General features: G+C 40.3%; 24 protein-coding genes and 5 tRNA genes. 6 read left to right on the top strand and 23 right to left on the bottom strand.

Annotated elements, in window-relative coordinates; all coding sequences use genetic code 11:
• Positions 1–5: 5 nt before the first annotated feature.
• Genes B2746_RS09390 through B2746_RS09375 form a run of 4 tightly spaced genes read right to left on the bottom strand, consistent with a single transcriptional unit; the run spans position 6 to position 3,545 of the window.
• Positions 6–1,007, bottom strand: coding sequence for a BtrH N-terminal domain-containing protein (locus B2746_RS09390; RefSeq protein WP_290792646.1), 1,002 nt, complete (start codon positions 1,005–1,007; stop codon positions 6–8).
• A gap of 20 nt (positions 1,008–1,027) precedes the next feature.
• Positions 1,028–1,435, bottom strand: a complete 408-nt coding sequence (locus tag B2746_RS09385; RefSeq protein WP_290792643.1) for a hypothetical protein — start codon at positions 1,433–1,435, stop codon at positions 1,028–1,030.
• 1 nt (position 1,436) lies between these two features.
• Positions 1,437–2,573, bottom strand: coding sequence for a beta-ketoacyl-ACP synthase III (locus B2746_RS09380; protein WP_290792641.1), 1,137 nt, complete (start codon positions 2,571–2,573; stop codon positions 1,437–1,439).
• A gap of 51 nt (positions 2,574–2,624) precedes the next feature.
• Positions 2,625–3,545 carry a hypothetical protein gene (locus B2746_RS09375; protein WP_290792639.1) on the bottom strand — a complete coding sequence of 307 codons (921 nt, stop codon included), beginning with the start codon at positions 3,543–3,545 and terminating at the stop codon, positions 2,625–2,627.
• Positions 3,546–3,616: 71 nt separating this feature from the next.
• On the opposite strand from B2746_RS09375, the gene B2746_RS09370 reads away from it, so the two are divergent.
• Genes B2746_RS09370 through B2746_RS09360 form a run of 3 tightly spaced genes read left to right on the top strand, consistent with a single transcriptional unit; the run spans position 3,617 to position 6,098 of the window.
• Entirely contained in the window at positions 3,617–3,874 is a 258-nt protein-coding gene (locus tag B2746_RS09370; RefSeq protein WP_290792638.1) for a phosphopantetheine-binding protein, read from the top strand.
• A gap of 3 nt (positions 3,875–3,877) precedes the next feature.
• Positions 3,878–5,080 (top strand): beta-ketoacyl-[acyl-carrier-protein] synthase family protein, encoded by a 1,203-nt coding sequence (locus B2746_RS09365; RefSeq protein WP_290792637.1) that lies wholly within the window; start codon positions 3,878–3,880, stop codon positions 5,078–5,080.
• Positions 5,073–6,098 carry a beta-ketoacyl synthase chain length factor gene (locus B2746_RS09360; protein WP_290792634.1) on the top strand — a complete coding sequence of 342 codons (1,026 nt, stop codon included), beginning with the start codon at positions 5,073–5,075 and terminating at the stop codon, positions 6,096–6,098. Before B2746_RS09365 ends, B2746_RS09360 begins: the two co-directional genes overlap by 8 nt.
• A gap of 53 nt (positions 6,099–6,151) precedes the next feature.
• On the opposite strand, the gene rplL is transcribed toward B2746_RS09360, so the two are convergent.
• From rplL to rpsU, 15 genes are all read right to left on the bottom strand, one after another.
• A complete protein-coding gene (gene rplL / locus B2746_RS09355; protein WP_290792631.1) occupies positions 6,152–6,523 on the bottom strand; it encodes a 50S ribosomal protein L7/L12 in 372 nt (123 codons plus the stop codon).
• A gap of 97 nt (positions 6,524–6,620) precedes the next feature.
• Complete coding sequence (gene rplJ / locus B2746_RS09350; protein ID WP_290792628.1) at positions 6,621–7,160, bottom strand: 50S ribosomal protein L10; 540 nt, start codon at positions 7,158–7,160, stop codon at positions 6,621–6,623.
• Between the two features lie 46 nt (positions 7,161–7,206).
• Positions 7,207–7,899, bottom strand: a complete 693-nt coding sequence (rplA, locus tag B2746_RS09345; protein WP_290792625.1) for a 50S ribosomal protein L1 — start codon at positions 7,897–7,899, stop codon at positions 7,207–7,209.
• Between the two features lie 26 nt (positions 7,900–7,925).
• Entirely contained in the window at positions 7,926–8,369 is a 444-nt protein-coding gene (gene rplK, locus B2746_RS09340; RefSeq protein ID WP_039131343.1) for a 50S ribosomal protein L11, read from the bottom strand.
• Between the two features lie 167 nt (positions 8,370–8,536).
• Positions 8,537–9,106, bottom strand: a complete 570-nt coding sequence (gene nusG, locus B2746_RS09335; protein WP_290792618.1) for a transcription termination/antitermination protein NusG — start codon at positions 9,104–9,106, stop codon at positions 8,537–8,539.
• On the bottom strand, positions 9,106–9,300 hold the full coding sequence (gene secE, locus B2746_RS09330; RefSeq protein ID WP_290792615.1) for a preprotein translocase subunit SecE: 195 nt from the start codon (positions 9,298–9,300) through the stop codon (positions 9,106–9,108). Before secE ends, nusG begins: the two co-directional genes overlap by 1 nt.
• 99 nt (positions 9,301–9,399) lie before the next feature.
• Positions 9,400–9,473: transfer RNA gene (locus B2746_RS09325), tRNA-Trp, on the bottom strand.
• A gap of 254 nt (positions 9,474–9,727) precedes the next feature.
• A complete protein-coding gene (gene tuf / locus B2746_RS09320; RefSeq protein ID WP_290794065.1) occupies positions 9,728–10,915 on the bottom strand; it encodes an elongation factor Tu in 1,188 nt (395 codons plus the stop codon).
• A gap of 141 nt (positions 10,916–11,056) precedes the next feature.
• Positions 11,057–11,131 (bottom strand) — tRNA-Thr (locus B2746_RS09315).
• Positions 11,132–11,142: 11 nt separating this feature from the next.
• Positions 11,143–11,215: transfer RNA gene (locus B2746_RS09310), tRNA-Gly, on the bottom strand.
• 84 nt (positions 11,216–11,299) lie between these two features.
• A tRNA-Tyr gene (locus tag B2746_RS09305) sits at positions 11,300–11,382 on the bottom strand.
• 15 nt (positions 11,383–11,397) lie between these two features.
• Positions 11,398–11,470 (bottom strand) — tRNA-Thr (locus tag B2746_RS09300).
• Positions 11,471–11,640: 170 nt separating this feature from the next.
• The gene (hpf, locus tag B2746_RS09295; protein WP_290710994.1) at positions 11,641–11,943 is read right to left on the bottom strand and encodes a ribosome hibernation-promoting factor, HPF/YfiA family; all 303 of its coding nucleotides are present in this window, start codon (positions 11,941–11,943) and stop codon (positions 11,641–11,643) included.
• Positions 11,944–12,119: 176 nt separating this feature from the next.
• Positions 12,120–13,031, bottom strand: coding sequence for a tyrosine-type recombinase/integrase (locus tag B2746_RS09290; RefSeq protein WP_290792612.1), 912 nt, complete (start codon positions 13,029–13,031; stop codon positions 12,120–12,122).
• A gap of 70 nt (positions 13,032–13,101) precedes the next feature.
• Positions 13,102–13,299, bottom strand: coding sequence for a 30S ribosomal protein S21 (gene rpsU, locus B2746_RS09285; protein WP_290710998.1), 198 nt, complete (start codon positions 13,297–13,299; stop codon positions 13,102–13,104).
• 105 nt (positions 13,300–13,404) lie between these two features.
• Between rpsU and B2746_RS09280 the strand changes: the two genes are divergently transcribed.
• Both B2746_RS09280 and B2746_RS09275 read left to right on the top strand, forming a co-directional pair.
• A complete protein-coding gene (locus B2746_RS09280; protein WP_290792609.1) occupies positions 13,405–13,995 on the top strand; it encodes a riboflavin synthase in 591 nt (196 codons plus the stop codon).
• Between the two features lie 16 nt (positions 13,996–14,011).
• On the top strand, positions 14,012–15,634 hold the full coding sequence (locus B2746_RS09275) for an ArnT family glycosyltransferase (RefSeq protein ID WP_290792606.1): 1,623 nt from the start codon (positions 14,012–14,014) through the stop codon (positions 15,632–15,634).
• Positions 15,635–15,656: 22 nt separating this feature from the next.
• Here B2746_RS09275 and B2746_RS09270 read toward each other — a convergent pair whose 3' ends face one another.
• On the bottom strand, positions 15,657–16,703 hold the full coding sequence (locus B2746_RS09270; RefSeq protein WP_290792603.1) for a class I SAM-dependent methyltransferase: 1,047 nt from the start codon (positions 16,701–16,703) through the stop codon (positions 15,657–15,659).
• 88 nt (positions 16,704–16,791) lie between these two features.
• On the opposite strand from B2746_RS09270, the gene B2746_RS09265 reads away from it, so the two are divergent.
• Positions 16,792–17,820, top strand: a complete 1,029-nt coding sequence (locus tag B2746_RS09265) for a Gfo/Idh/MocA family protein (RefSeq protein ID WP_290792600.1) — start codon at positions 16,792–16,794, stop codon at positions 17,818–17,820.
• A gap of 1 nt (position 17,821) precedes the next feature.
• Here the strand turns inward: B2746_RS09265 and B2746_RS09260 are convergent, their stop codons facing one another.
• From B2746_RS09260 to B2746_RS09250, 3 genes are read right to left on the bottom strand one after another with little or no spacing between them, the layout of a single operon-like run.
• Entirely contained in the window at positions 17,822–18,961 is a 1,140-nt protein-coding gene (locus B2746_RS09260; protein WP_290794063.1) for a radical SAM protein, read from the bottom strand.
• A gap of 59 nt (positions 18,962–19,020) precedes the next feature.
• Positions 19,021–20,448: a hypothetical protein gene (locus B2746_RS09255; RefSeq protein WP_290792598.1), complete on the bottom strand. Its 1,428-nt coding sequence runs from the start codon at positions 20,446–20,448 to the stop codon at positions 19,021–19,023.
• Positions 20,445–25,571: a C25 family cysteine peptidase gene (locus tag B2746_RS09250; RefSeq protein ID WP_290792596.1), complete on the bottom strand. Its 5,127-nt coding sequence runs from the start codon at positions 25,569–25,571 to the stop codon at positions 20,445–20,447. Before B2746_RS09250 ends, B2746_RS09255 begins: the two co-directional genes overlap by 4 nt.
• Positions 25,572–25,581: the final 10 nt, after the last annotated feature.

The raw sequence follows: 25,581 nt of genomic DNA, 5'->3' as shown, positions 1-25,581 counted from the left end.
ACGAACTAGACCAGTGTTTTCAGATGGGTAAAAAATACTTTCTCTCTTTCGCCTAATTGAATCAGCATTTCGCCGAGTTCATCATATGAAGAGAGATTCCCGCTTCTTTCTTTCATAACTCTTGCAGCTGCAAATGCAAAACTTCGCCAGGCATCTCCGATACTGGTCATTTCTTTGGATGCTTCCAGTAAAGCCGGATTATTCAGGTGTTGGGCGGCCTCCTGCAGGAAGGCTGCATATAGGAATCGAAATCCTCCCCCACCTGTACCGATTTCTTCCTGCATCCGGATAATATTTCCAATAAAGAGCGTGGCTTTGCGCGGTTCCAGTTTTACCGGATATTTTTTAATTTTTCTACCAAGGAATTTAATGCCATGAACACCAAAAAAAGGCGGTGGCGGACTTAGCATAAACCAACAGGTTTTTTTTATTCCTCTTCTTATGGCACCGGGCAGATCAAAATCAGTTTTTGTTTGAACCGGATAATACATTCGACCATTGGGAGCCGGAAAACCTTTGGCAAATCTAGCCTTCTCAAGGTCCGCTGCAGACAAACGCGTAACGGTTTCCATTACCGGATCACTGATCAGATATTCGCTCCCTTCTTTTCCATATGCAATCAGGTTATGCCCATTGAAATGAAACCGATAGGCCGGAGGAAAATAGCTCAGATAGAAAACACTGGTTTGCATGCCAACCGGAAGTCCGGATTCCAATGCCTGATCCAGCGCCTGCATTCCTTTTTCATTTTTGGAAAAAGAAACCACTTTCATTTTAACCCCCAGCTCCTTGCACACTCTTTTGAATATATAGCCCGGCCAGATTCGAAATGTTGTTCCTGGAACTCCACTGACTTTAATAAAAGGGAGATGCCCGAAAAAATAGCCCGCACCAATTCCGAATATGAGCGGTTCACTAAGTTCTATTCCGTAATGGCGAAGTAAGCCCAGTGTTACGCCGCTTTCGCAATGGGCAGATTGCTTATGTTGAAAATTATCAATTATCATGAGTTGATGGGGTGCATTTTTCACCCGTTAAAATGCTTCAGTTCTTCTACTGAAATATTAAAGACAGAAGCGTACCGTTGCAATTTTTTGGGAGACAGTTTTTTAAATCCGGCTGGAGTCAGGTGCTTTTTTACGAAGAATTTCCAACTGCCAACATAGTTGGACAAAGTGGGCAGATCCATCAGATTTTTCTCCATGAAATAAGCAATCGGACTAAGCTCCCCATCTTTCACCCGCTGAAGCGTTTGAGTGACTTTTTCATCTATATCATCCCAGGCCTGACTCATGGCCAGGTTCTCCGCTTCCCATCCTTCGTATTGGGTTGTTTCGTATTCTCCCTGCTGATTGGTGACGTACAACACTTTTACCAGAGAGTTATCTTCTCCATGAATTATTTTTTTATCGTGTGGTACTTCTTCCTTTTTCATATTATACTACAGTAAAATGCGCATAGATATAGGTAAACCGGGCACTTTCAGGAATCATCACCAGTATTTTCTGTCCTTTTTTCAATTGCCCTGAGTTAAACAGTTCTTCCAGTATCAGATAAGGAGAAACGCTTCCCACATTACCTACTCTGGTTAGGTTGGTAAACCATTTTTCCGGTGGAAACAACAGCCCGATTTTTGATTGCTCATCCACAATCCGCTCCCTGAAATAATCGGAGGAGAGATGAGGTAAAAACCAATCAATACCATCCACCGTGAGTTGATGTTTTTCAAAGGTTTCTTTCATAAACAAACCACCCATTGGTACAATTTTCACACCCAGCAAACGGGTATCCTGTTTGAATGAAAAGATACTCTGATTACCCCATTCTTCGGGGCGAAACTCCGGCCATCCGGTAAGTTTGCCATTCGGACTACGTACAGCGCCGGAATACATACAGGTAGGCAATTCGTTGGCGTAGGATTTAATATCAATAAAATCAATCCGCAGGGAGATTCCGTTTTCATTGGGTTTATCCTCCAGCAATGCAGCCGCGGCACCATCACTCAGCATCCAGCGCATGAAGTCCTTTTCGAAAGCAATCATTGGATTCGCTTCCAATTCCTTCAGACGATCTGTTTCCATATCAAATTTTTCTCCTCTCAGCCAGGTGGAAACTTTTTCAGAAGCTCCGGAAACTGCCCGTTTGATATCACCATTTTTTACAGAGAGATACGCATACTTCATAGCCTGAAAACCAGAGGCACAGGAACTGCTTACAGAAACTATTTCAGTAGGGGGACAACCAAGTTCACCATGTACCATAGCCGTATGGCTTGGCAATAATTGCTCAGGCGACATCGTACCAAAAGTCAGCAGTTCGATATCATTTTTAGTAAAACTTTCATCCAGTAACCCTTCCACTGCTTTGGCTCCTAATGCCGCATTCGAATGAGTACTCTTACCTTCCTTATCGATGGCATAATAGCGGGTTTGTATTTTATTGTTACTTAGAATTTTATGTTTAGCTCTTGAAGGTTTATCATCCACCAATCCCAGATATAATTCAATATCATCGTTGCTAACAGGGTCGTTCGGTAAATATTTCGCCAGCCTTGTAACAAACACATCTCCCATAAAAAAATCTGATTAGTATTATTCTGCAATATTACTTATTAATTATTCCACTTAAATCATATCCTTCTCATAGTCAATTCCTTTAAAATAGTTTACCTGCTTACGGAAGGAGCTTTGTTTGAAGAGACTGGCCATTTTAGCTGTAAATCCGGATATTGGAGATAAAACGAATATGCCCGTTAAGAGCAACCGCTTAAATAATAATACCCTTGGCAGGCGATCCGGGTTTCCTCTTTCCCCTTTCTGGCGAATATATACGGCAAACTTCCGAAACTGTTTAATTCCTCTTTTTTCTAATATGATCAGGGTGGGCTTTAAACCGATGGCTCCTTCCTGTAATAAGGCTGGTTGAAGCTTATCCCAATGCTTTTTTTCAGCCACTTGCTGAATAATCGGACCAAAACGTGCAACATTCTTGATATCTGCTGTTTGAACCCCGGCCTCGGGGAGCCATCGGCTGGCTTCTTTACGACCGGTAAAATTCCAGCGAATGATGGTCAGGAGTGAAATCAGGTTATGGTTTGTATCTGCCAGCACAATGGAACCGACTAAGCGGGCATTCAGTTGACGAAGGCGAGCTTTGACTTTTTCCTGCGCATTCAGCCACATATTGCGGGTTCCAAGAACCGTAATCACCGGTTTTCCCTCCAATACCCTGGCATAGTCTGATTGTAAAAAACTGCTGGTTGGGATGGAAGGAGATAAAAACCAGGGTTGATATCCCAGTATAACCAAATCATATTGTTTTTGGGGAATGTGAATAGGTTGCAGGGGCACCGGAATTTCCAACACGGATTCCGGCATCGCATCAAAGAAGGTCTGACTGGTCCAGGGGAAAGAGAATTCAACCTGTGGTTTATATTCCACAGTAGTTATTTCTGTATTTTCTCCCATTTTACTGACCAGGTTATCAAGTATCTGACCCAATTGGCCGCTTTGAGAATAGTAGAGAACTAAAATACTGATTGCCATAAGTTGCAATATAAATCCTAACCGTTATTATTTCCTAATTATGCTATTTTTGACACCTCAAAAACCCTTGCATGGAAGATTTTAAGCGCATATTGAAATTACAGATTATTGAAGCCCTCAATTTGCAGGGGATGCAACCGGAAGAAATTGATGATAATGGTCCGCTTTTTGGAGAAGGTTTGGGACTTGACAGCATCGATTCACTGGAAATGATTGTATTGATGGAAAGAAATTATGGAATCAAGATTGAAGATCCCCGGGAAGGCCGGAAAATTTTCGAATCCATCACTACAATGGCAGCATATATTCAGGCCAACAGAAAAAAATAAGGCATGTCCTCCGTTTTCATCACCGGAATAGGCATTGTTTCCGCTTTGGGAATTGGTGTTAGAGCGCAAAGAGAAAAGCTGGTTGCAGGAATATCCGGGTTGAAATCCGCACATTTTCTGAATAGTATTCATAAAACCGAATTTCCATTCGGTGAAGTTCCTTATACAACGGTTGAGCTATTTTCTACCCTTTCAGACAGAGGAGAACTTCAACAAAGTCGATTACAGGCACTGGGAGCATTGGCTTTGGAAGAGTGTTTATCTTCCTGCAGTACTCCCAGCGGTTTTATTCGACAAGGACTTATTAACGCTACTACTGTTGGCGGTATGACCGATATAGAAGATCGCTACTTCGAATTAATTCAACCCGGCATACTTGATGGAGATACCGATTGGGCTTCCGGTTTGGATTGTGCAACCGGAACAGAGCACCTGGCTCGCAGGTTTGGCCTGACGGATTTTATGACAACCATCAGTACCGCCTGTTCTTCTTCCGCCAATGCTTTACAATATGGTGCGCGATTATTGCAGCAGGGGCATCTGGACAGAGTTGTCTGTGGAGGAGTGGATAGTCTGACACGTTTTACGGTGAATGGTTTTAACAGTCTGAAAAATCTGGATAAAGAACTCTGCAAACCTTTCGATGTCAACAGAAATGGATTAAATCTGGGCGAAGGGGCGGCCTACCTTGTTCTGGAGACGGAAAAGGGCCTTCAACTATCAGGCAATCATCCGCTGGCCATCCTAAGCGGATACTCCAATTTTAATGAAGCCTTTCATCCAACTGCTCCATCGCCGGAAGGAGTCGGTGCTTTTGAAGCAATGAAGCGAGCCATTGAAAAATCAGGATTAGAGCCCGCTGCTATCTCCTATATCAATGCACATGGAACTGCCACATTGAACAATGATGAATCAGAGGGACGAGCAATCCGGAGATTATTTGGAGACTCCATTCCTCCGTTTAGTTCAACCAAAGAATATACCGGGCATACCCTTGCAGCTGCCGGTGCAATTGAAGCCGTATTTTCCGTGCTCAGTTTACACCATCAGGAAATTTATCCGGGTTTGAATTTTACGACACCAATTCCTGGTATTGAATTGGTTCCTGCAAAGGAATATCAACAAACAACACTTAACCATATTCTTAGTAACTCTTTTGGCTTTGGCGGCAATAATGCCAGTCTGTTATTCAGTAAATATGATTAGTCCCTTATATATCCGATCAGCCAGGGCGATAAGTGCTCAGGAAAGTTTTGCTTCGAATGATTTATCGAAGGAGATCAGGTCTATTACAGGCAATCGTTTTGTTTATATTGAACCCAACTACCAGCAGTATTTTACCATCATGCAATTAAGGCGGATGAGCAGGCTAACGCGAATTGGTTTGGTTACGGCTATTGAATGTCTTAAAGATGCGGGGATTTCACAACCGGAAGCCATTCTTACAGGAACGGGTAAGGGTAGTTTACATGATACCGAAAAATTCATGCATGCTATCCGTGAATTTCAGGAAGGAACCCTGAATCCATCTCCCTTTATTCAGTCCACCTATAATTCTCTGAATGGATTAATTGGTTTACACCATCAGGTTAATTCGTATAATACAACCTATGTACACAGCGGTTTTTCGCTGGAACATGCGATGCTTGATGCAGCTCTATTATTTGGTGATAATACAATTGGAAATGCGCTGATTGGAGCTTTTGAAGAAATGACCGACGAACATTATATCATTAAAGAGAAACTTGGATTCTGGAAAAATGGAGCAGTTTCAGGAGAAGGCTGTTTTTTCTTTTATGCAGAGAAGGATAAGAATGGTTCAGCATTGGCAATTGAGGATATAAAACTCTGGTTTGAGCCTGAGGAGAATCAAATCAGGCAGGGCCTGGAGGAATTGCTTTCCTCTCACCAGATAGATTGGAATGATATAGATGTATTTATTTCCGGCAGAAACAATGATAAGCGCTATGATCATTATTATAATTTAGTTGCAGATAAGCTGCCCTCCTCAACACACCATATACACTTTAAACATCTTTCCGGAGAATTTGATACAGCCGCTGGTTTTGGCATTTGGGCTGCTGCAAGAATGGCTGAAATGAAGAGGATTTTTCCATCCCTATTATTGAAAGAGGGAAGCCGGGACAATATTAAACATATCCTTTTTTACAATCAGTATTATGGAAAGCAGCATGTGGTGTATTTAATGAAAACAACTGCATAAAAAAAGCTGCTCACTTAATGTGAACAGCTCTTTTATATAAACTTAGATGCTGATTAGTTGATTTCAACATCAGCACCAGCTTCTTTCAGCTTGTTAGCGATATCTTCAGCTTCTGCTTTGGATACACCTTCTTTAATAGCTTTAGGAGCGCCGTCAACCAGTTCTTTTGCTTCTTTCAGTCCAAGACCAGTCAGGTCTTTTACTATTTTAACTACGTTCAGTTTAGAAGCACCACCGCTTTTCAGGATAACGTTGAAAGCTGTTTTCTCTTCAGCAGCAGCGGCACCAGGACCTTCTGCAGCTACTACTACTGCTGCAGCAGCAGGTTCGATACCATATTCAGATTTAAGGAAATCAGCCAGTTCCTGTACTTCTTTTACAGTAAGGCCAACCAGTTGTTCGGCTAAAGATTTTACGTCTGCCATTTGTTTAGATTTTTACCGTCTTCACAGCCTGTATGCTCCGACGGCGGTTTTAAAAAAATTCTAATGCTCCCCTCAGGCAGGGGAATATTGTTGGGGATTATTCAGCAGGAGCAGCTTCAACAGGAGCTGCAGCTGGTTCGCCACCTTCTTTGTTTGCTTTTTCCAACAGAGCGGCAATAACGCGCTGTGCAGGAGATTGAAGAAGACCAATAACTTCACCAATAAGTTCATTTTTGGTTTTGATTTTGGTCAGTGCTTTCAGTTGGTCGTCGCCAATATAAACATCACCATTAATGAAAGCAGCTTTCAGAACCGGACGTTCGCCTTTTGCTTCTGCGCGGAAAGCGGAGATGATCAAAGCGGGGTCTTTTGGATTTTCTGAAAACATCAGGGCAGTTACATTATTCAGCGCATCATAAACACCGCTGTATTTTTCAGCATCCAGAGATTCCAGTGCTTTTTTAATCAGGGTATTTTTTGCCACTTTCATTTCTACCTGCTTATTGAAGCATACGCTGCGAAGCTTGGTAACCTGTGCAACAGTCAGGCTTTCTGTATCAGTGATATAGAAGTTATTATATTGTTCGAACTTGCCTTTCAGCAGTTCAATCACTTCTTGTTTTTGTTCTTTAGTCATACCGCAAAAATTTATTTCAACCCTTTACAGGTGAACGGTTTTTGAATTAGTGAATAAATGTTTTGGTATCAATGGTAATACCAGGACTCATGGTACTAGCCATGCTAACACCTTTCAGGTAGGTTCCTTTAGCGGTAGCAGGTTTCAGTTTGATAATTGCACTGATCAGTTCCTGACTGTTTTCAGCAATTTTATCCGGACCAAAACTAACACGACCGATTGAAGCATGAACGATACCGGCTTTATCCACTTTAAATGCGATTTTACCACCCTTCACTTCGTTTACAGCAGATGCAACATCATTTGTAACGGTACCAGTTTTAGGATTCGGCATCAGGTTACGCGGTCCGAGGATTTTACCCAGTTTACCAATTTTAGGCATTACGGATGGAGTAGCGATGATTACATCGATATCTGTCCAGCCGCTTTCAATTTTCTGAATAAATTCATCCAGGCCAACATGGTCTGCACCTGCATTCTTTGCGGCCTCTTCTTTATCGGGGGTACAAAGAACCAAAACGCGTTTTGTTTTACCGGTTCCATGTGGAAGGGTAACTGTTCCGCGTACTGCCTGATCAGCTTTCTTAGGATCCACACCCAAACGGATATGCAGATCTACAGAAGCATCAAACTTTGCGATATTTACTTCTTTCACCAGAGAAGAAGCTTCTTTTAGTGAATAAATCTTATTGGAATCAACCTTGGGGTTAACTGCTTTTCTTTTTTTAGTGATAGCCATTGCTCAAAAGTTTTTGTGTTTCACAATTAATTTTCCCATGGAGCAACACCATCTACAGTGATACCCATGCTACGTGCTGTACCGGCTACCATTTTCATGGCACTTTCCACGGTGAAGCAGTTTAGGTCAGGCATTTTATCCTTTGCGATTGCTTCTACCTGGGCCCAGGTAACTTTTCCAACTTTTGAACGATTGGGTTCTTTGGAACCACTTTGCAGCTTGGCAGCTTCCAGCAGTTGAACCGATGCAGGAGGAGTTTTAATAACGAAGTCGAACGACTTGTCAGAGTACACTGTGATCAACACAGGGAGTACTTTACCCATTTTATCCTGGGTTCTTGCATTAAACTGCTTACAGAACTCCATGATGTTCAGACCTTTAGAACCGAGGGCTGGACCAATGGGGGGTGCAGGGTTGGCTTGTCCGCCTTTACACTGCAGCTTTACGAAACCAGTGATTTCTTTTGCCATGTTAAACTTTTTTTTGGTGTTAGCGTCCGCGTTCGCTGAAGCTACGGCAGACTCCCAAATCCAATTCGAAAAAGAACTATTCTTGGGGACGCGAAGGTAGGGACAATTTTCCTAATAAACAAAAAAGTGCGCCCTGGGACGCACTTTCAGACAATAATTTATCCAAATCAGGAGAGTTTTTCCACCTGCATGTAGTTGAGTTCTACCGGAGTTGAACGACCGAATATTTTCACTGTCACTTTCAGCTTTTTCTTCTCATCATTCACTTCTTCGATGATACCATTGAAATCGTTAAACGGACCTTCAATAATTTTGATGGTTTCACCCACGATAAATGGTTCGCTCATGCTCATACCACCGGCTTCACTCATCTCGTCCATCTTACCCAGCATTTTATTCACTTCTGCTTTACGAAGGGCAATCGGATTGTCCTTACCAAGGAAATGAATCACATTGCTGGTATTTTTGATGGTATCGCGAAGATCGTCGCCTAATTTCCCTTCAACGATTTCGATCATTACATACCCGGGATAATAGTTCCGCTCACGCATCACTTTTTTCCCGTTTTGTACTTTATAAACTTTTTCCACAGGCAGGAAAACCTGTTTAACTACTTCACTCCATCCACCGCGACTGATTTCCTTATCCAGGTATTCCTTCACTTTACGTTCTTTGCCGCTAACGACACGCAGAACATACCATTTAGTCTCCTGTTGGTTTACAATAGTTTCTTCCATTATGCAAAGAATGAATAGATCATTTTCAATAAAGAATTAGAGGCAAAGTCCATTAACCAGATTACCAAAGTAATCAGAATGGTAGCCACTAATACAATCAGGGTGGATTGCTGCAGCTGTCCCCAGGTTGGCCAGGTCACTTTTTCCATCAGCTCTTTGTAGGACTCGCCGAAATAGGTCGTTACTTTATTCATGCTACAAGATTACGTTTTTACAATCAATCACAGAAACAAAAGAACTCAACAGGTAGTGGCCTATTGAGCTTTTTTGCAAGTTACTGATTTTCCATCAAGTGGCACGGGCAACAGGATTCGAACCCGTATCAAAGGTTTTGGAGACCTCTATTCTACCATTGAACTATGCCCGTGTAAGAAAGTCAAAAGTAAAGAGTAAAAAGTTAAAAGTGTCCAATTCCAAACGCTCTGATAAAATCAGATCAGTCAACAGAGTAAAATTAGCAAGTGCAATACAATCACTCAGAAAAAAAGACTAACGGCCAGAGCAGACACAAAAAACTTTAACCCCGAACTCAAAAGTAAATATTAATAAGTAAAAAATGGTCCCTTAGTTCGGGTAAACCTCGCAAAGGGACCATTTCAACTTTATTCGTTGACTATCAACTTATTTAATGATCTCAGTCACCTGACCAGCACCTACGGTACGGCCACCTTCGCGGATAGCGAATTTCAGACCTTTCTCCATCGCGATGGGTTGGATCAGGGTAACTTTCAGGTTGGTGTTATCACCAGGCATCACCATTTCAGTTCCTTCAGCCAATGTACACTCACCAGTTACATCCGTAGTACGGAAGTAGAACTGAGGACGGTACTTGTTGAAGAACGGAGTGTGACGTCCACCTTCTTCTTTGCTCAGTACATACACTTCACCACGGAATTCAGTGTGTGGAGTGATTGAACCAGGCTTACAGATAACCATACCACGACGGATATCTTTCTTTTCAATACCACGGAGGAGCAGACCGGCATTATCACCAGCTTCACCCTCATCGAGGAGTTTTTTGAACATTTCAACGCCGGTTACAGTAGAAGTCATTGGTTTTTCCATCAGACCAACGATTTCAACACCTTCACCAACTTTGATACGACCACGCTCGATACGACCTGTAGCAACCGTACCACGACCAGTGATAGAGAATACGTCTTCCACAGACATCAGGAATGGCATATCAACCGGACGAGGAGGGAGCGGAATGTAGCTGTCTACAGCATCCATCAGTTCGTCGATTTTTGCAACCCATTTGTCTTCACCAGCCAGCGCGCCAGTTGCAGAACCCTGAATGATTGGGGTATTGTCACCGTCAAAGCCATAAGAGCTCAGCAGATCACGGATTTCCATTTCAACCAGTTCCAACAATTCAGCGTCGTCAACCAGGTCAACTTTATTCATGAACACAACAATTTTAGGAACGCCTACCTGACGAGCCAAAAGGATGTGTTCTTTAGTTTGAGGCATTGGACCATCGGTAGCAGCCACAACCAGGATGGCACCGTCCATCTGAGCAGCACCTGTAATCATGTTTTTCACATAGTCAGCGTGACCAGGACAGTCAACGTGAGCATAGTGACGGTTTGCTGTCTGATATTCAACGTGTGCAGTATTGATGGTGATACCACGCTCTTTTTCTTCAGGAGCTCCATCAATTTCATCATACTTCTTCGCTGTCGCCAAACCTTTGCTAGCAAGAATGCTGGTAATAGCGGCAGTCAAAGTGGTTTTACCGTGGTCAACGTGGCCAATAGTACCTACGTTAACGTGGGGCTTTTCCCTCTTAAAGGTCTCTTTTGCCATTTTATTTGTTTTTAAGTTGTGGTTTTTAAATAATCCACCCTCCATTCGGAGGCATCCTATAAATAAAGGTGCAATTGCACCTGTTTTCAAGAACTACCAGCTCTGTTCACATTTTCCTGCGTTCCATACCGGTTGGCTCTGTGGAGCCGTTAGTGAGAATCGAACTCACGACCTCTTCCCTACCAAGGAAGTGCTCTACCCCTGAGCTACAACGGCGGAAAGAAAAGAGCGGAAGACGAGTCTCGAACTCGCAACCTATAGCTTGGAAGGCTATCGCTCTACCAATTGAGCTACTTCCGCTTATTTTTTCAGACCCGGCCTGAAAAAAAATCATTCCAATGAAAAGAACTACACTCATTCAGATCTACAACCTAATGAGTAAGGTGGGCAGGAGAGGATTCGAACCTCTGAAGTCGAAAGACAGCGGATTTACAGTCCGCCCCATTTGGCCGCTCTGGAACCTGCCCGTTTGAAAAAACAAGAGCCACTTGTCGGAATCGAACCAACGACCTACTGATTACAAATCAGTTGCTCTACCAGCTGAGCTAAAGTGGCGATTGAAATGCTTAAAAGAACTTCCCCTTTTTGTTTACGGGATGGCAAAGGTAAAAGAATTTGAGAAATACAAAAATTTTGAAATCATTTTTTTTAAAAAAACCGTAAAGGCCATTAAATACTGGCTTTCAGGCAAAAAAAAAGACCTCCGGGGAGGTCTTTAGTGCAATTTAACTTGCATAATGCTTTTCTTTTTTTCTTTTTATCTGGTTAACCAGGGAATCCAAAGCACTGTCAAAAGACTCTTCAAATGATTTGGAACTGGCTTTTACAAAGAAGTCGTGTTTAGGTACGTGAACTCGGATTTCTGCTACTTTGTCTTTGATCTGATGTACAACATTGTCTAATTTCAAAAAAACATCCACTTTGATGATTCGATCGTGGAAAGTGGAAAGCTTCTCCAGCTTGTTGGTTACATACTCCACTAACTTAATGTCTGCATCAAAATGTACAGTCTGAATGTTAACGTTCATAACATATCACGTTTAAAGTGAACAATAAATAAAGAACTTCCGGTGTATGAAATAGTCATAGGCTTGGAACCGTCTGTCGTTATGAAGATAACATAAAGAGGTTCATTTACCAAGAATGAAAGGAACTATTTTTAAATTTCGCAAATCATTCACATACAGCATTTTAGACTAATATTTCAACCCTTCGGATGCGCCTTTTTATGAACTTCTTTCAACTTGCCGATGGTGTTGTGGGTGTATACCTGAGTAGCCGCTAAACTTGCATGTCCCAGGAGCTCTTTTACCGCATTCAGCTCCGCTCCTTCATTCAGCAGATGGGTCGCAAAACTATGCCGAAGCACATGCGGACTCTTCTTCTTCAATGTTGTCAGTTCAGCCAGGTATGACCGAACAAGCCGATAAATATATTTCGGATAAACCGGCTTCCCTTTTTCTGTAACCAGCAGTTGATCCTTCAACTCAAAACTGCCCCAATCCCTTTTTTTATTCTCCTCATACTCCCTGATCAAATCAATTAGGGCAGGCTGTATGGGAATGATGCGTTCCTTCCCTCCTTTTCCCCAAACACGCAGGTTCTTCTGGTACGGATCGATCTGCTGGTGTTGCAAATTCACCAGTTCACTCAATCGCATACCGGTCTGGTAAAAAATTGCCATAACCAGTTTTGTGGTCCATCCTTTCCAACCATCGCCGGAACTGGTATTGAGCAGGAGTTGTTTCGCCTGCTTTTCTTCGAGGTACACAGGCAGGCGTTTTGCGGCTTTTGGAGCAGAGAGCTGAGCAACCGGAGATACGGTAATCCGCCCTTTTTTTAAATAGTATTTATAAAATGAACGAAGAGAAGATAGTTTGCGACCAATGGAACTTGCTGCTAATGGAGAGCGGCCATCTTTCAGGGAGGAAAGCCAGGATCGCACCATTACAGTACTGGCCAGCAGCAAATCACTGACATCGAATTCTACTACCAGAAAATCCCTGAAAACAAGCAGATCGTCCTGATAAGCCCTTAGTGTGGTGCTGGCGTAGCGCTTTTCTAAAGCGAGATAGGACAAAAAATCATCAATAGTTGGATCGATAGTTACAGACATATAAAAGAGATCGAAGCAAATCTACAAGATTGCTTCGATCTCTTTATACTATATTGAACAGTAAGATCGATTAAACTTCGAACTTTCCGGCTGCTACCTGCTGTTTGTAAACGGCCTTCAGAACTTCTGCACGGCGTCTAACAGACGGCTTGGTAAAGGACTGGCGATCTCTTAATTGAACCAGAATTTTGGCTTTCTCAAATTTCTTTTTATACTTTTTGAGCGCTTTGTCAATGTTTTCGCAGTCTTTAGAATCGATAATCAGCATAGAATATACCTCCTTTGGTAGATTTTTGGACGGCAAAGATAGGAATTAGCTGATAAAGTCCAAATCCTTTTTCAGTAAAACTGGATTTGCCCCTAATTTGCAGCTATGTTCACAGGAATCATTGAAGCTTTAGGCACTATAAAGGAGATAAAAAACGAAGGAACCAACCGGATCTTCTGGCTGGAATCACCTATTTCTCATGATTTAAAGATTGACCAGAGCGTTTCACACAATGGCGTCTGTCTTACTGTTGATGCCCTTGAAAATGGCCTGCATCGGGTTACGGCTATTGCGGAAACACTCATCAAGACGGATCTTGGCAACTGGAAAGCCGGCGATCAGGTGAACCTGGAGCGCTGCATGCGGCTGAATGACCGGCTGGATGGTCACATAGTCCAGGGTCATGTAGATTGTACAGCAATCTGTATTTCAAAAGAAGACAAATCAGGCAGTTGGGAATTTCGGTTTAAAATACCTGAAGAATTTGAAGCATTGATAATTGAAAAAGGCTCTATCTCCGTAAATGGCACCAGCCTGACAATTTTCAATGTATCTGTGGATGAATTTACAGTGGCAATTATTCCATATACTTTTGTTCACACGACAATTAAAGACATAGAATTCGGAAAAAAAGTCAATATCGAGTTTGATATTATCGGTAAGTATGTAAACAGATTGAATCATTGCAATCGATAAGTAGACGCTTTTTATCATGAACCCGCCACCGTTTAAAAAACAATTACCTGTTGTAGTTAATGAGCGATGGGTTCTGCTGTTTTGTTTGTTTTTTTTACTACTTCATCATTGGCTGGCAAACTTAGGATTCTATGGAATGGATGATATCAACTATGCCCGCTATGCCGCAACATTAACTCAAGGTGATTTTAACTGGTTTACCAGTTCTGATCATTTCGCCCATAGATGGCTTCCAATAATAATTACTGGCTTTTTTTATTGGTTATTCGGCATAAATGATTTTACGAGTGCACTGTTTGGAATTCTCTCCACTCTGGGTACTTGTTGGGCAATTCTTCAACTTTCAAGAAAATCCGGAAGAACCATTCAAACGTTTTCCGCTGTCTTGTTTCTATTGACGTATTCAGCTTTATTTGCATCACATCGTTTATGGCCCGACAGTGGAATTGCATTCTTCTTTTTAACAGCACTCAATAGCTATCTGAATTTCTCAGCTGAGAATTACCGCAAACATGCCATATGGTTTACCATTTGTCTATTTGCGATTTTCCTATCCAAGGAAACAATTATTTTATTCATCCCGTTGTTAGTATTTATATTTCTAAAAGATACAATAAACGGTCAGCATAAAAAATGGTGGAAAACAAGCATTATCACAGGCTCCATACTAGCCTTAATTTATTTTGGATCATATTGGTATTTTGCGGGAAATGGCTTGTTTCGTTATCAGGTATTGTTGAATAATAATTACGAAAATTCCTGCACCTTCAACCTTCTCCCCTTCATTTATACTCTTAAAAGAATCGGATATGAACTATGGCTTTCCTTTCTAAAAAATAGTGATGCGCTGGTGCTTATTCCGGCAATTTGTGCCCTTCTTTACAGAAAAAAAATAAACAGTAATTTGAATCCTCCCGGTATATCACTGTATTTCCTTATTCTGCTTCTTTCTTCCAACTTCATGAGTCTTTCCTATTCAAGTTATATTCCTCTATGTCAGGATCCCAGGCATTTCATGTTTCTCATTCCTCTTTCTGCAATAATCTCATCAAATTTTTTGATACGGTATTTTGAGTCACCTGCTGAATTTAACCTGCTTCCTTTATTTTATCTGATTGCATTCCTTACACTATATTTAATAAATGCCGGCGAAATAAAGTTTATTTATTTATTAATATTTCTATTTCTGCTTTTAAACCGATTTGTTCAGAAAACAACTTTTCCAATTAAGAATGTCGGCATCTCACTGATACTTTTTTCCGGAATCTTTTTAATACGCCCCCTATTTGATTTTATTAAACCAACCTACCCTCAATTCGAAGAACATAAAAAACTGGCAAATTATATTCAAAATGAAGCAATTTCAAAAAAAGATACAGTAATGGTCTACACCAATGATTCCTTTACAACTGAAATGAATGAATACTTCCTGAAATTTGAAAATAAAGCCGTTTCAACTTTAACTTTATCAAAAGAAAACAATTTAGCAGATTCAGCAAATTCCCAATTTTTAATAATTAATAAAGCTCCTCTGGATCCGGGATCAGATTTGAGTTATCAGCAAAATATCAATAACAATCTAACGATTGATACAATAAAAGAAACGTCTCAGTTTCTATTACTGAAAATTTCAAAATAATCAGCTAACCCGGGTAAAATTTTCACTTATTATCCCTTTCTGGCGAAAAAATAAGCACTATATATGGAGCTATATATTTACCCAATTCAGGAAAATGAAGTATGAACCGGTTCGCGATTTTTTTTAACCACCCCGCCGGAGTTTCTCTGTTTGAATTATATAAGCCAGGCAATATCTTAATTGCATACCCAAATTTGTCTGCAAGATGCTTAAAAGAACCATCCGGCAAAATCCGTTCAGTCCAATTTCCTGTATCTGGATCACAGGTATTATACTTTTCCGGCGCCCTTTCCGGCAGGCTTCCGTCCAGGAGATACGAATCCGCCAGCTTAAAAAGATCTTCTTTCATTAATCCTCTGCTTTTGGATGAAATCAACTTCACTTCTTCGCGTGATAATGTCGGATAATATTCAACAAGAAGTTCTGATCGACGTTCAAAATAAGGAGTCCTATAACTGTTTTCTGCATTGGACAAAACATCAGCTGAATTCAAAAATTCGTCTCTGTGTTGCAGTTTTCTGAGTTGATGAACTTTTATCTTATTAAAAGGATTTGAAGCCGTTGTAAAAATAGCAACCATGAAAGGCTGGAGCAACTTCATTTCTTTCACAAATTGCTCAGGATTGTATATATGTTCAATTACATCTGTGGATAACAATATATCTACCGGTTGATTAATCTGACTCAGAGAAGCAATATCACCTTGAAAATATCCATCCAATTCCAGATTCAATGCTGACGCCAACGCTTTACATCCTCGAATACAGGACTCATTAATATCATTTACAAAAACCTGACCAACACCAATAAATTTCAAATAAGCACCCAGCATTCCATTACCTGCACCATAATCAATTACACTTAAGTTATGGATGTTTTCTTTTGTTCTAACCAGGGCTTGTTCCAATAGTGAAGAATAGATGCCTACATAATACGGTAAGTATAACTGCAGATGGGAAAAATATGCCCGCTCATATTGTGTTATTCCAATCTGTTCTGCTCTCAGGCCTTGAACTGACAGAATAAATGCCTGCTTTCGAGAAGCATCAATTTTAAAGGAATTTCCCAACAATGAATTATTTATATCCTAATAAAGCCGAAGTTATAAATTTAAAGTAAATTCCAATTCGGGCTGAATAGCCAGAGGACCCTTAATTATGATAAAAACATTAATCAATAGATATAGAGCAATTAAACGGGCTGGCTTTTTAAACCAGTCTTCTGAGACAAAATACAGATATGCCATAATTGGTGCAGGTGAGCATGCGACCACCCAACTTTATCCTTGTATCTGGCATATGGGGATTCCAATAACTGCTATCTGTACAAAATCGATATTAAATGCAGAAAGAGCAGCCAGTCGTTTTACCAATTGCAGGGGAACCGATAAGCTGGACGATATTATAAAGGATTCATCCATCAGAGGCGTGTTTGTTTCGACCCCACCGGCAAGCCAGTCGGCAATAGTCAAACAATTGCTGGCAGTTAATAAATCAGTTTATGTTGAAAAACCTCTTGGCTATTCGGAAACAGAACTTAATGGCATACTTCCGGCTTCAACTGATTTGGTATTAAGGCTTGGATTTCAACGCCGCTTTGCACCCATCGGGCAGTTAACCAAAAAACTGATCAATCAACCACTCAGTTATCAATATTGCTTCAGAACAGGAGCTTATCCTGAAGGCAATGTCTTATATGAAGTGTTTATACATCCGCTGGATTATTGCCTTTTTCTGTTTGGACCGGCTAAATTGGATTTTGTTTCAAAAATTAAAAATACAAATGGGGAAACTATATTTTTACATCTAGATCATTCCGGGGTAAAGGGTTCTTTGGAATTATCTTCCCAATACAGCTGGACCAGCAGCCAAGAAACCTTAGAAATTAACCAACCAGATTCAATTATTCAATCCAATTATCCTTCTACACTGGAGAAAAGTAAAAAACCAGCACAACTATTTGGTGTGCCATTAGAGAAAGTTATTAAACAACCTCAGGAAAGATATACATATATGACAGCCAATAGTTCAATCCCGTCTATTCAAAATCACAGTTCAAACCTGCTGGGTTTTTATCCCGCCATTCAATCTTTTTTCCATGCAACAGAACAAAATCTAAACTCTGAAATAGAAATAAGACAATTAAAAATGCTCTATAAATTATTGGACCAATTACACAATGCCTGATCTACTTATTAACAGGAGTCATTATTTCAGCGTATGTTTTTGTAGCTGTTTCTTCCCATTGATAATAACCAAAAACTTTTTTAGTAACAGCCCGGCCAAAATATTTTTCAAAGGTTCGGTATAATATCACATCATATTTGCGGTGAAAATTGAGCCAGCACTGGTTGCAATTATGTACATACTCTTTATGTAATTCACGGGTAGCCGGGCCATTAAATATCTCGTCAAGGCTTGACTGAAAGATGTTCCCGATTTTAAGATCCAGGTTTTGACAAATGGGCACATCGCCATTTGGAAGAATCACCAGACTGTCCAGAATGCTGTAACATTTCATTTTCAATCCCCCCTTCTTCCATTCATTATACAAAACCATAAAATCATAATTCTCAGCAAATTCTTTTACCAGATCCGGAATTTGTTGAATAAAATCTGCCTGGCTCAAATCCAGCGGTGAAGAATCAGGAATCGTTTGAACCTGTTTATCACGATTCTTTACATCTTTGAATACTAGTGGAGCAGTTCCTTTTTGGGCGCCAATAGCAGTTGCATGGGCTTTGTCCATTGTATCAAAGAAGGCGATATCATTGTATATTCCAACACGTAAATCAATCTCGTACTTTTTACAGACTCCGGCTACGTGTTCGAGATCTTCAAAATCATTATACGGAGAAAGGGTAAACATAACAGATACGGGAAGGGTTTTATGCAATTCTTCAATCACCCTGATTACACTATCATAACCCGCTTTTCCCCGCATATGCAGGTAAGTTTCAGCATTACCATCCAGAGAAATATAAAGATGCCTGGGGGGATGGCGTTTAACTGCTTCAATTAACTGATCCGGTTGCAGACAATTGGATAAGAGATCGAATCTTGAATGATGTTCTTCAAACCATTGAAGAATATCCATTGCATGAGGATGAAGTAAAAACTCTCCACCTTCCAATCCGATACTGGTGGATTTTGTAATACAGGAGCTATGCATTACCTCAGCGATTTTCTCCTTAGGTAAGAAATTTACAGGACGTTTTGCCCATATAAGGCAATGCTTGCAGGCAGAATCACACAAATCTGTTGCATAAATCATTAGGGTTGATAGTTTTTTATTACCAGGCCGAACCTGGTTATTAAGGAACCTCATCCCCCTTGAAATATAATCGCCCGCTTTATACATAGTTTAGCCTCCAATCGATATGTAAACTATTCAAAAATTACCATATTACGGTTATTCCAGTAAATAAGCGGCAGCGCAGATTTATTTCCGGTCCTTTCTATTAAACTATCACCAAACAAAATATTTCCATAATCATCCGGTTTGGGATGAAAAATCAGATCAATATCTGAATCTTCAATTAACTTCTGAAAGGATCCGATCCGAATTCCGGCGGTATCTACTCCTTGAATAAGTAAAGCTTCAAGAAAACCATTTCTGAATACGTGTGCACCCTTATATTCTTCCGGCAAACGATGAATGACCATTTGGGAATAAAGGGGACGCAACTCGCTCATATCCGCCAGGATTGTTTTGGTAATCTGATCAGCTTTCCGCCATGTGAAATTGTTAATTTGTAAAAAGATGAGAAAAAAAAGCCCAAGCGAGGCCGTGACGTAATAAAATCGTTTTTTGCTTAGTAAATTGATTAGAACAAAGCTTATCCAGATGCATAGAAAAAAAGAAGGGAAATAAAGCAACCGATCTCCTTCAAAAGTTCGGGTACTCACACCAAAAAGAAAAGGAACTGCACAGGAAAAAATAACAGCTAGACTGAGCACTACTAATTGCCTTTTTATAACAACCGCTTTTTTCCAAACCTGTATAAAAATCCACGCAACAAAAGCAAATACAAGAATTGCAAGTAAAATCATTAAAGAAGAGGAAGCCATTGGAGGAAGGAATAAACGACCTGCGGTTTTCAAAAACTTGATTAAATTATTAAACAAGGATGGGTCAAACATTCTTGACCCGTAATCGCCAACAATTTCCTTAACAAGCAAACTGCGTACTATTAAATTAATGACAGCTGTTCCGCCAAACACAAAAAAACCAGTAACCCACCGTTTATTATCCGGATATCGAAGCCATAAAAAAAGGGACGCAATTGCCGGCATTGTAATAGAGGTTTCATAAGTACTGAGTGAGCCGAAATACAGCAAGCCTATCACAACACACCGAACCATACTTAGTTTGCCAGACATTGCGATGTATAAGGCACAGAATCCAAGAAAGCTGGATAGATTGGATGCCCTGCCAACTACCCAAACGATCGCCTCATTATGAAATGGATACAGCACAAAAAGAATAGCTGCACTTATTGAAAGAAGTTGGCTTTCATTGTTTTGATTAAACAGCAGCAAGGTAGTCCTGAATAACAAAAAGGCAGAAGCTGCATGTAATACAATATTGAACAAATTATAAATCCAACCATTAAATCCGCCAACCAGATAACAGAAGTACAGACTGATATCAGATAAGGGCCTGAAAAAACCATCCAGAAAAAAAATATCTCCAAATACGATCCGATGCATTATACCGAAATCATCTGATGCCAGCCCTTTATTTATAACCGGCAGATAGACGATTAAAGAGAGGCTGATTAAGATCAGGAAGACCTTACTATTCCTGCTCATCGAATAAGATACATTTTTCCATAACCACGGGTGAAGTATTTATCTGTATTATCTCCATCCGTTTTAAACTTATCCATTTTCATACCGTTCAGTGTTGATACCACTCTGTACAAATAGACACCATTTGCCAATCTTTGTCCAAATTGATCAGTTCCATCCCATTTAAACTCAGTTATGTTGCGACCAATTCTCAATGGACCCAATTCTTCACCGGTAATTTCTCTTACTACTTTTCCTGTTACAGTAAGTATCTGAATCTTGAAATTGGTAGGCACTTCACTACCAGTTAATGTAAAAACAAAAGCAGTGGAAGTACTGAATGGATTAGGATAATTAAGCAGATTGGAGATCATTGGCTTATTGACCACCTTAAACTCAATTGAATAACCTGTTCTGCCGGCAGAATTATTGCTGGCATCTTTTCCAATAACCGTTAATTCATAACTATCCATTCCTGTTTCTTCATCAAATGTTTGAAGAAATGCAGGAGTAAACTCAATCGTAGCGGTATTATCGGTTCCTGCAACTGCCGGGGTAAAACGTACTGTGTCGCTATCAAAACGGTAGGTTTTTATGGAGCCATCAGGAAATTTAACCTGAATACGCATCAATGACGTGTCTTCTAATAGCATGTATCTGGATTCATCCTTCAATTTAATTTGAATCCTGGGTTTGGCTGAAACAATATCTCCATTTAAAATATGCACTCCATCAAATGTAACATCCAGTAAAGGGTTGGTTGCATCCCCTTTCACAAAGAGATTTTTGAATAAGAAATTATTGAACCGATATTGTTCCGGCTGATCAAAATCAGGATTAAAATCAACATATAATGTATTCAACCCAGGATATTTTTTTGTATCAATGGTATAATTAAATCGAAGCGTGTCCTGTCCTGGCAGTGGTTTCTGTTTGACAACAGGAAGCTCAGTTGTTACGTTATTTGCATCTGAAATCGTCATTTTAACTTTAAGGCTGTCAAATGGAATATTCGTAATATTTTTAAACGCAATGCCAAATTGAACCGGTTCTCCTAATTCAGCCGTGTCTTTCGCAGCCAGGTACAGTTTAGGAACAATTGCACCTTCAGGAACAGGATCATAAATTAATTTCCAATAATTAAGCTGGAATGGAGTGAAATTAATTGCATCCTTATTCTGCATCAGTAATTGAACATACGGATATGCCTCTGCATCTATATCGGAAATATCAACAATTTTATCATCCGCATTTATTTCTTTTAATACAACCGGAGCATTTGTTCCATTTATACCCAGCAACTGAATAGTAATCTGATCCGGAGCATCTGTTTCAAGATTATTTCCGTTCCAGCGAAGCTCTCTCCAGGATTTAGCCGGCCCAAATGCCGGTGATTTAATTGAGCCTGTAGAATCAGGAGAAGGAGAATTTGCAGATATAAAGAATCGATCATATAATCCGGTTGAAACTCTCGATTGGGCTGCAAAGGAAGGGTCATTCTTTTTATAAATCAGCGCCCATGTTTTTGGGGCATTCAGATCATCAATAGTGGCGAAACCTGCAGCCAGCAATTTGTGATACAAAGAATTATTGGGTCCGTAGACAGTGGTATCTCCACGCCAGGTGGCACTATAAGAAGCCGGAGCGCTATAATCAAAGGAACGTACAATAACATAAAAACCATCCGGAATAGAATCCATCATATCCATCATCAATTTTCTGGATGCAGGAGTCATGTAGGAAAATTCAAAATTCCAATTTCTGCTTGGTGCACAATTTGCAGAAGCGCTTCCGAATCGATTCAAGTTTTGCCCGTTTTCAGTAACATTCTTCCAGGGAGCCATCGTTCTTGGGTCTATAACAGTAAATACCAGAGATCGACCAAGACATGCACTACTAATATAATCAGCATCATTAAGCAATATGGAAAAATCACTATCAACTGTTCCCGAAGTCGGATACATTGAATGACGTACCTGAATTGTATTGATTTTAGTACCGAAACTCCATTTATTACCTTCAGACAGATTCAGCTGGAACAAATCTGACTCCTGATGCTGGTAAAAATGAGATTGATTAAATCCAGATTGTCCATTGTTTCTGAATTGAAAACTTGCAATGTTCCACATGTACTCCATTCCATCAGTTGGCACCAATGCTGTTCTCCAATAATACACTACACTATCCAGGAACGTTATTTGCGGATCAAATTCAAGCAATCCGCCTTCTGAGCTTATCGTAACCGATTTTTTTAATGTTGAGTTAAACGCAATTGTAGTATCAATTTCCATAGCATACTGCTTCATGGAACTAAACGGATTAGCTGTTGAAGCATAAAATTTTTGCGATGGATCTGTTACAATTGAAAAATTATATGGAAAAGCCGGAGATGCTTCATCCTCATAGATAAAAAATGTTTTTGAGGTAACATTATTATCCTCAACCATTTCAACTATAGCATCAAGGCCATCAATTGTAACAACTATTCTTCCCTGCCCTTTATGTATGGTTGAAATAATCGGGAGATTAAACTCCAGGGAATCAACCAATTTGGGTGCTACTCTTTTTTGATTATACAAAACCTGTTCGGAACCATCCGGATTAACTCGTTTTACCTCTACCAAAACGGAGTCATTAATGGCTTTCCCAATATTATAATATTTAACCTTCGCTGTAAAAGATTCATCCGATACCGATATAAAAGAAGGACTTATTTCAATGGTGGATTCTTCCACGGCATAATCAGGTTTCTCCTGAAAATTCATGACCAATGCCGGATCACCGTGTAGGTTAACCTGTTCAGCATGTGCTCTGGCAAGAAAATCAATTGGCGAATACCGTTGCTTCATTTCTGATAAGGCATCCTTAATAACCAACCCCACACTCTGGCCATAGTCTGTTTTACCAATCTGGTTGTAAAACGAATTGAGATAAGCAGCAAGATAGTTCACCACACCAAAATGGGTACTGGCTATAAATGCAATAGAACCTTTCTGTTTTGCCAATGTAAATTTCTCAGTCAGCGTTTCATACACCTGGAACCTTCCAACAGAATATTGAAAAAAATCACCGGCATAACATCCGTTCACTGAAAAAACCGGATATTTTCCCTGATTATTGTAATCATCCGGATCTTCAATACTAAATTCCAATGTATTTGCAGATGAGTGCCCAAAATAAGTGAGCAGACTAATGCCTTCTTCAAATTTATTACGTATGATCTGTGAACCGGATTGATCCTGATCGCCACTGGATGTTTTGCATAATACAATTGCATTTGCACCTGTTAAAGTATCATCCACCATTGTTTTGTAAGTGGACATGTAATTACACAATTGAACTCCTAACAATGCATCCGTTGCTCCGGTAACATGTAATACATTCTTCATCCAGAGCTTGTCCACTATCTGCCCTGAAACAGTGCGTTGTACCTGTTCATATTCTTTGACTTTCTCCAGATAATCCGTAACCTCGCCGGGTCTGATAACAGAAAGGCGGCCTATAGGCGTTTGAATTAGAGGATCACTTGAGGATAGTGAACTTAATAAATTATCAGAACCCGGGAAACCGAAAGTTGGCAATAAATTAAGTTCATTAATCTGAGTGCGTAATAATACATTGGAGGATGTTCGGTAATAATTATATGTTACCCCCTTACCAATTAAAAATATATTCTGAAGAGGGCTTGAGAAGCTTGCCCTGGCATATCGAATAAAATTTTTTATTGATAACGGGTGTCCCAACTGTCCAAATGCAAACTGATCTGTCAATTCATCAATATCATAAATCTTGGCATTAAAACCACCACCGGTTGCACTGCTTCTATATTGGCGATAATCTTCCACCGGATTGGATCCGCCTGATGAATTCATTAAGATCTGATTGCTTATAATAAGGTAATTACCCTGTAAACCCGGATTGGAAAAATCCGCAAATGTTTTTGAATTTAAAGTAGTAACCGAAAAGGGATAACCGGTAGCTGCCGCCTGACTAACCAGCACCATTTTTCTGGTGTTTGCAGATCCGGGTAAGGCAAATCGGAATACTCCTGAAACCTGCGTGTTAGCTACATATCTTTCCTGATTTTCAAGATCATATAAAACTGGTGCTATACCACCACTGTTAAAATTTCGGATTTCCAGAAAATAGCCGTTGGTACGGGCTTCCAGTTCAAAGGAAAAAGTTCGTTGATTATTAAAGTTAAACTCCCTTGCATAAGTAAGTTCATAAAACGAAATCACCATCCGGTCCAGATAGGGATCCGGCCCTGTTGGAGGCGCAGGTGGTTGTACATTTGTAAATGCCAAAGAAGCAGACCCTCCCGCCAATAGAGCATTTGGTACAGTAACAGCCGCAACTAAATCAGAAAAGAAATTCATTGAATTTTCATACAACTGCGTATTGTTTAGTGCTACCCGAACCCTTCTTGTTTTAGTTGTATTTCCAAATGCTCCAAATTCAAGTCGGGCATCCGGTCCACCTACAGCCGGACGAAGATTTGCCTGATTATCCAGTCTGGTAATCCGTTGACGAATTTCATTACTGGAAAAAAACTCTCCTTTATCATAGGAAGAAGAGAATACATACTGTTCAAGATCAGCAGCAAAACCCGGATTCAATCGCTCCTTAAAATCACGGGCCAGCTTGTAAGTAAAATACGGTTCTGATGGCAGTGTATTGGAAGCCACATCATTATTAACGGATACAAATCGCTTATTGGACAAAGTTGGCTCAACTGTCAGAAAGTAAACCGCTGTATCCGTATGTAAATTGTATCTGGTACGATGCTGGAATTGTTGCTCCCGATACAGAATCCGATCCGTTTCACCATCATTGGCTAATCCCCAAAATTCTATATAACCATCCGCAGGCAGCACACCGCTTGCTGCTGATGTATAAAGTGGAACTTCCTGCCCATTTCGGAATAAGCGGAACTGTTCCGCTGGGATATTATTCAAACCATTTGCATCGAGCGTACTAACAGGAATTCTGTATAAACCATCTGCCCCAACTTTAAACTTATAATAGGTTTTGCTGAAATCAATCCATTCGTTATTAAACGGTTGTGCGGTTAACGACAATCCGGTTGTCAGTAACACAACCAGCATAATCAAAAGGCGATTAAAATGTGTCCTTCGTTTCATGCGCATATGC

The sequence above is a fragment of the Flavihumibacter sp. UBA7668 genome (genome assembly GCF_002483205.1).
GTDB lineage: Bacteria > Bacteroidota > Bacteroidia > Chitinophagales > Chitinophagaceae > Flavihumibacter.
The sequence above is the reverse complement of the archived record's forward strand: the minus strand, read 5'-3'. Positions and strand labels throughout refer to the sequence as shown.

Excerpts from the sequence above, each read along its gene's own strand:
- B2746_RS09390 (WP_290792646.1), bottom strand. The coding sequence starts at position 1,007 with ATGATAATTGATAATTTTCAACATAAGCAATCTGCCCATTGCGAAAGC.
- B2746_RS09385 (WP_290792643.1), bottom strand. The coding sequence starts at position 1,435 with ATGAAAAAGGAAGAAGTACCACACGATAAAAAAATAATTCATGGAGAA.
- B2746_RS09380 (WP_290792641.1), bottom strand. The coding sequence starts at position 2,573 with ATGGGAGATGTGTTTGTTACAAGGCTGGCGAAATATTTACCGAACGAC.
- B2746_RS09375 (WP_290792639.1), bottom strand. The coding sequence starts at position 3,545 with ATGGCAATCAGTATTTTAGTTCTCTACTATTCTCAAAGCGGCCAATTG.
- B2746_RS09370 (WP_290792638.1), top strand. The coding sequence starts at position 3,617 with ATGGAAGATTTTAAGCGCATATTGAAATTACAGATTATTGAAGCCCTC.
- B2746_RS09365 (WP_290792637.1), top strand. The coding sequence starts at position 3,878 with ATGTCCTCCGTTTTCATCACCGGAATAGGCATTGTTTCCGCTTTGGGA.
- B2746_RS09360 (WP_290792634.1), top strand. The coding sequence starts at position 5,073 with ATGATTAGTCCCTTATATATCCGATCAGCCAGGGCGATAAGTGCTCAG.
- rplL (WP_290792631.1), bottom strand. The coding sequence starts at position 6,523 with ATGGCAGACGTAAAATCTTTAGCCGAACAACTGGTTGGCCTTACTGTA.
- rplJ (WP_290792628.1), bottom strand. The coding sequence starts at position 7,160 with ATGACTAAAGAACAAAAACAAGAAGTGATTGAACTGCTGAAAGGCAAG.
- rplA (WP_290792625.1), bottom strand. The coding sequence starts at position 7,899 with ATGGCTATCACTAAAAAAAGAAAAGCAGTTAACCCCAAGGTTGATTCC.
- rplK (WP_039131343.1), bottom strand. The coding sequence starts at position 8,369 with ATGGCAAAAGAAATCACTGGTTTCGTAAAGCTGCAGTGTAAAGGCGGA.
- nusG (WP_290792618.1), bottom strand. The coding sequence starts at position 9,106 with ATGGAAGAAACTATTGTAAACCAACAGGAGACTAAATGGTATGTTCTG.
- secE (WP_290792615.1), bottom strand. The coding sequence starts at position 9,300 with ATGAATAAAGTAACGACCTATTTCGGCGAGTCCTACAAAGAGCTGATG.
- tuf (WP_290794065.1), bottom strand. The coding sequence starts at position 10,915 with ATGGCAAAAGAGACCTTTAAGAGGGAAAAGCCCCACGTTAACGTAGGT.
- hpf (WP_290710994.1), bottom strand. The coding sequence starts at position 11,943 with ATGAACGTTAACATTCAGACTGTACATTTTGATGCAGACATTAAGTTA.
- B2746_RS09290 (WP_290792612.1), bottom strand. The coding sequence starts at position 13,031 with ATGTCTGTAACTATCGATCCAACTATTGATGATTTTTTGTCCTATCTC.
- rpsU (WP_290710998.1), bottom strand. The coding sequence starts at position 13,299 with ATGCTGATTATCGATTCTAAAGACTGCGAAAACATTGACAAAGCGCTC.
- B2746_RS09280 (WP_290792609.1), top strand. The coding sequence starts at position 13,405 with ATGTTCACAGGAATCATTGAAGCTTTAGGCACTATAAAGGAGATAAAA.
- B2746_RS09275 (WP_290792606.1), top strand. The coding sequence starts at position 14,012 with ATGAACCCGCCACCGTTTAAAAAACAATTACCTGTTGTAGTTAATGAG.
- B2746_RS09265 (WP_290792600.1), top strand. The coding sequence starts at position 16,792 with ATGATAAAAACATTAATCAATAGATATAGAGCAATTAAACGGGCTGGC.
- B2746_RS09260 (WP_290794063.1), bottom strand. The coding sequence starts at position 18,961 with ATGAGGTTCCTTAATAACCAGGTTCGGCCTGGTAATAAAAAACTATCA.
- B2746_RS09255 (WP_290792598.1), bottom strand. The coding sequence starts at position 20,448 with ATGAGCAGGAATAGTAAGGTCTTCCTGATCTTAATCAGCCTCTCTTTA.
- B2746_RS09250 (WP_290792596.1), bottom strand. The coding sequence starts at position 25,571 with ATGAAACGAAGGACACATTTTAATCGCCTTTTGATTATGCTGGTTGTG.